This window comes from Nocardiopsis sp. TNDT3 (genome assembly GCF_003427465.1).
In the GTDB taxonomy this organism is placed as follows: domain Bacteria; phylum Actinomycetota; class Actinomycetes; order Streptosporangiales; family Streptosporangiaceae; genus Nocardiopsis; species Nocardiopsis dassonvillei.
Map to the genome: position 1 here is coordinate 1 of NZ_QPFC01000756.1, position 3,090 is coordinate 3,090.

Annotated in this window: 2 protein-coding genes; one reads left to right on the forward strand and one right to left on the reverse strand. The window is 69.3% G+C overall.

Going from position 1 to position 3,090, the window contains the following annotated elements:
• Nucleotides 1-1,461, reverse strand: a 1,461-nt coding sequence (locus DQW06_RS18710; protein ID WP_117199007.1) for a helix-turn-helix domain-containing protein, incomplete at its 3' end; no start/stop codon positions are given.
• A 215-nt stretch (nt 1,462-1,676) separates the two neighbouring features.
• On the opposite strand from DQW06_RS18710, the gene aceA reads away from it, so the two are divergent.
• On the forward strand, nt 1,677-2,975 hold the full coding sequence (aceA, locus tag DQW06_RS18715; RefSeq protein WP_013152468.1) for an isocitrate lyase: 1,299 nt from the start codon (nt 1,677-1,679) through the stop codon (nt 2,973-2,975).
• Nucleotides 2,976-3,090 lie beyond the last annotated feature (115 nt).

The following is a 3,090-nucleotide window of genomic DNA, read 5'->3' on the forward strand; positions in this document are numbered from 1 at the left end:
GGCCCGCGCGCACTCCCACGTGCTCTCGGCGCTGTGCTTCTCCAGGAAGGTGTAGACGTCGTGCTCGTCCACGCCCGGGAAGGTCCCCGAGGGCAGCGCCGAGAGCACGTGGGAGTGCGCGCGGGCCGACGGCCACACGTTGCCCTCCCAGCGCGCGGCCAGGTCCGCGGGCGGGTGCACGCAGCACTCGCCGCTGGGGCAGTTGGACTTGGTGCGGTTGGTGGTCTCGCGACCGCGGAACCAGCGCGACTCCTTGTAGGGCACGCCCAGGGTGATGGCGAAGTTGCGCTCGCGGCTGGGGTCCACGTGCGCCACGCACCAGTGGGTGCCGTTGGGCTTGTCCGTGTACTGGTAGTAGATCGAGTAGCGGTCCGGCGAGGCGAAGACCTGGCGCCCCGACCACTGGCGGCACATGCGCTGGCCCTCGATGGCCCCGGTGTCGTCGGTGGGGAAGACGAGGCCGTCGTTCTCGTAGGCCTTGTAGATGATGCCGGTCTCGTCGTTGCGGATGAAGTGGCAGACCAGGTCCAGGTGGCGGTGGGCCAGGTTGGTGAACCGGTGCGCGGCCATCTCGTAGGAGACCGAGTACACGTCGCGCAGGTCCTCCACCGACAGGTCGCGGGCCTGCTTGGCCTCCTGGAGGTAGCGCACGGCGGTGGACTCGGGGATGAGGACCGCGGCGGCGAAGTAGTTGGCCTCCACCCGCTGGCGCAGGAAGTCGCCGAAGTCGCGCGGCCTGCCGTGGCCCAGCACGACGTGGCCCAGGGTCTGGAGCAGGATCGTGCGCGGGCTGTGCATGCCCAGCGTGGTCTCGCGCTTGAGGTAGATGCGCCGGTTGACGTGGTCGGTGAGGGAGCGCACCGAGCGGGGCAGGTCCTGCACGTACTTGAGGGAGAACCCGTGGTGGGTGGCGATGGCGAGGATCTGCCCCTGTGACAGGGCCCCCGCGGTGTAGTTGACGGCGTCGAGGGTCTGGGCCGCCGCCTTCTCGATGTGCTCGAAGTAGTTGCCGCGCTCGCGCATCTGGCGGCGCAGGTCGGCGTTGGCCCGGCGGGCCTCCTCGGGGGTGGCCGTCGGCTTGGCGCTGCGCCGCCGGAGCTCCCCGTACAGGCCCACGATGTGTTCGAGCACGTCGTTGGGGACCCGCTTGCCGATCCTCAGGTGCGGCAGGTTCAGGTCCTGGTAGAGCGTGTCGCGCTGGGCCTCCTCGACCGCGATCTCCAGCTGCGCGCGGCGGCTCGGGGGCTGCTTGGACAGCAGCTCCTCCACCGAGACGCCCAGTGCCGAGGCCAGGGAGGTGAGGAGGGAGAGCTTGGGCTCGCGCTTGCCGTTCTCCAGCAGGGAGAGCTGGGAGGGGGCCCGGCCGACGCGTTCGCCCAGGTCGGAGAGGGTGAGGCCGCGCGCCCGCCGTAGGTGGCGGAGCCGCTGACCAAAGGTGACGAGATCCAGGTCACCTGTCAAAGACGGTATTTCTTCAGCACCAAAGTACGCCATGGCTTCATAGTACGGAAAGAAACGTCGATCTTCGCAAGATTTCCCATGGAAAAGCCTCGGAAGTTGCCCAAGAATCTAGTTACCGGCGGGGAACTTACCGCTCAGGGCTCACCCCCTGGCTCTGACCCGGCCTTCTCGACCGGTGCGAACACTTGGGGACTACACGTAAGGCGGGATCGAACATGGGCACCAGCGCTCGACGACAGGAAGCCAGCGCCGCACTCCAGCGCGACTGGGAGACCAACCCCCGGTGGGCCGGTATCGAGCGCACCTACTCCGCCGACGACGTGGTCAAGCTCCGCGGTTCGGTCACCGAGGAGCACACCCTGGCCCGCCGCGGCGCGGAGCGCCTGTGGGACCTGCTCCGCACCGAGGACTACGTCAACACCCTCGGCGCCCTCACCGGCAACCAGGCGGTCCAGCAGGTCCGCGCCGGGCTGAAGGCCATCTACCTCTCCGGCTGGCAGGTCGCGGCCGACGCCAACCTCTCGGGCAACACCTACCCCGACCAGAGCCTGTACCCGGCCAACTCGGTCCCGGCCGTGGTCCGCCGCATCAACAACGCGCTGATGCGCGCCGACCAGATCACCTGGGCCGAGGGCGACGACAGCGCGCCCGAGTGGCTCGCCCCGATCGTGGCCGACGCCGAGGCCGGGTTCGGCGGCGTCCTCAACGCCTACGAGCTGATGCGGGGCATGATCGCCTCCGGCGCGGCGGGCGTGCACTGGGAGGACCAGCTGGCCTCCGAGAAGAAGTGCGGCCACCTGGGCGGCAAGGTCCTCATCCCCACCGGGCAGCACGTCAAGACGCTCAACGCCGCCCGCCTGGCCGCGGACGTCGCCGGTGTCCCGTCCCTGGTCATCGCGCGGACCGACGCCCAGGCCGCGACCCTGATCACCAGCGACGTCGACGAGCGCGACCAGCCCTTCATCACGGGCGAGCGCACCGCCGAGGGCTTCTACCGCTTCCGCAACGGCGTCGAGGCCTGCGTGGCGCGCGGCCTGGCCTACGCCCCGCACTCGGACCTGCTGTGGATGGAGACCGCCACCCCCGACCTGGAGGTGGCCCGCGACTTCGCCGAGCGGATCAAGGCCGAGTACCCGGACCAGATGCTGGCCTACAACTGCTCGCCGTCCTTCAACTGGAAGCGCCACCTGGACGACGCGACCATCGCCAAGTTCCAGCGCGAGCTGGGCCACATGGGCTACAAGTTCCAGTTCATCACCCTGGCGGGCTTCCACTCGCTCAACTACTCGATGTTCAACCTGGCCAAGGGCTACGCCCAGAACGGGATGACCTCGTACGTCGAGCTCCAGGAGGCCGAGTTCGCGGCCGAGTCGCAGGGCTACACCGCCACCCGCCACCAGCGCGAGGTCGGCACCGGCTACTTCGACTCCATCAGCACGACCATCTCCCCCGAGGCCAGCACCACGGCTCTCACCGGCTCCACCGAGGAAGACCAGTTCTCAGCGGCTCACTGACACTGGTCTTCGTTCCCAGGAGGCCGTCCCTCCCCGCTTTCGTGGCTGGGGCGGGGCGGGCGGCCTCCGCCCCCTAGCCGTCGGCCATGCGCGCTCCGTGTCACACGCGCATGGC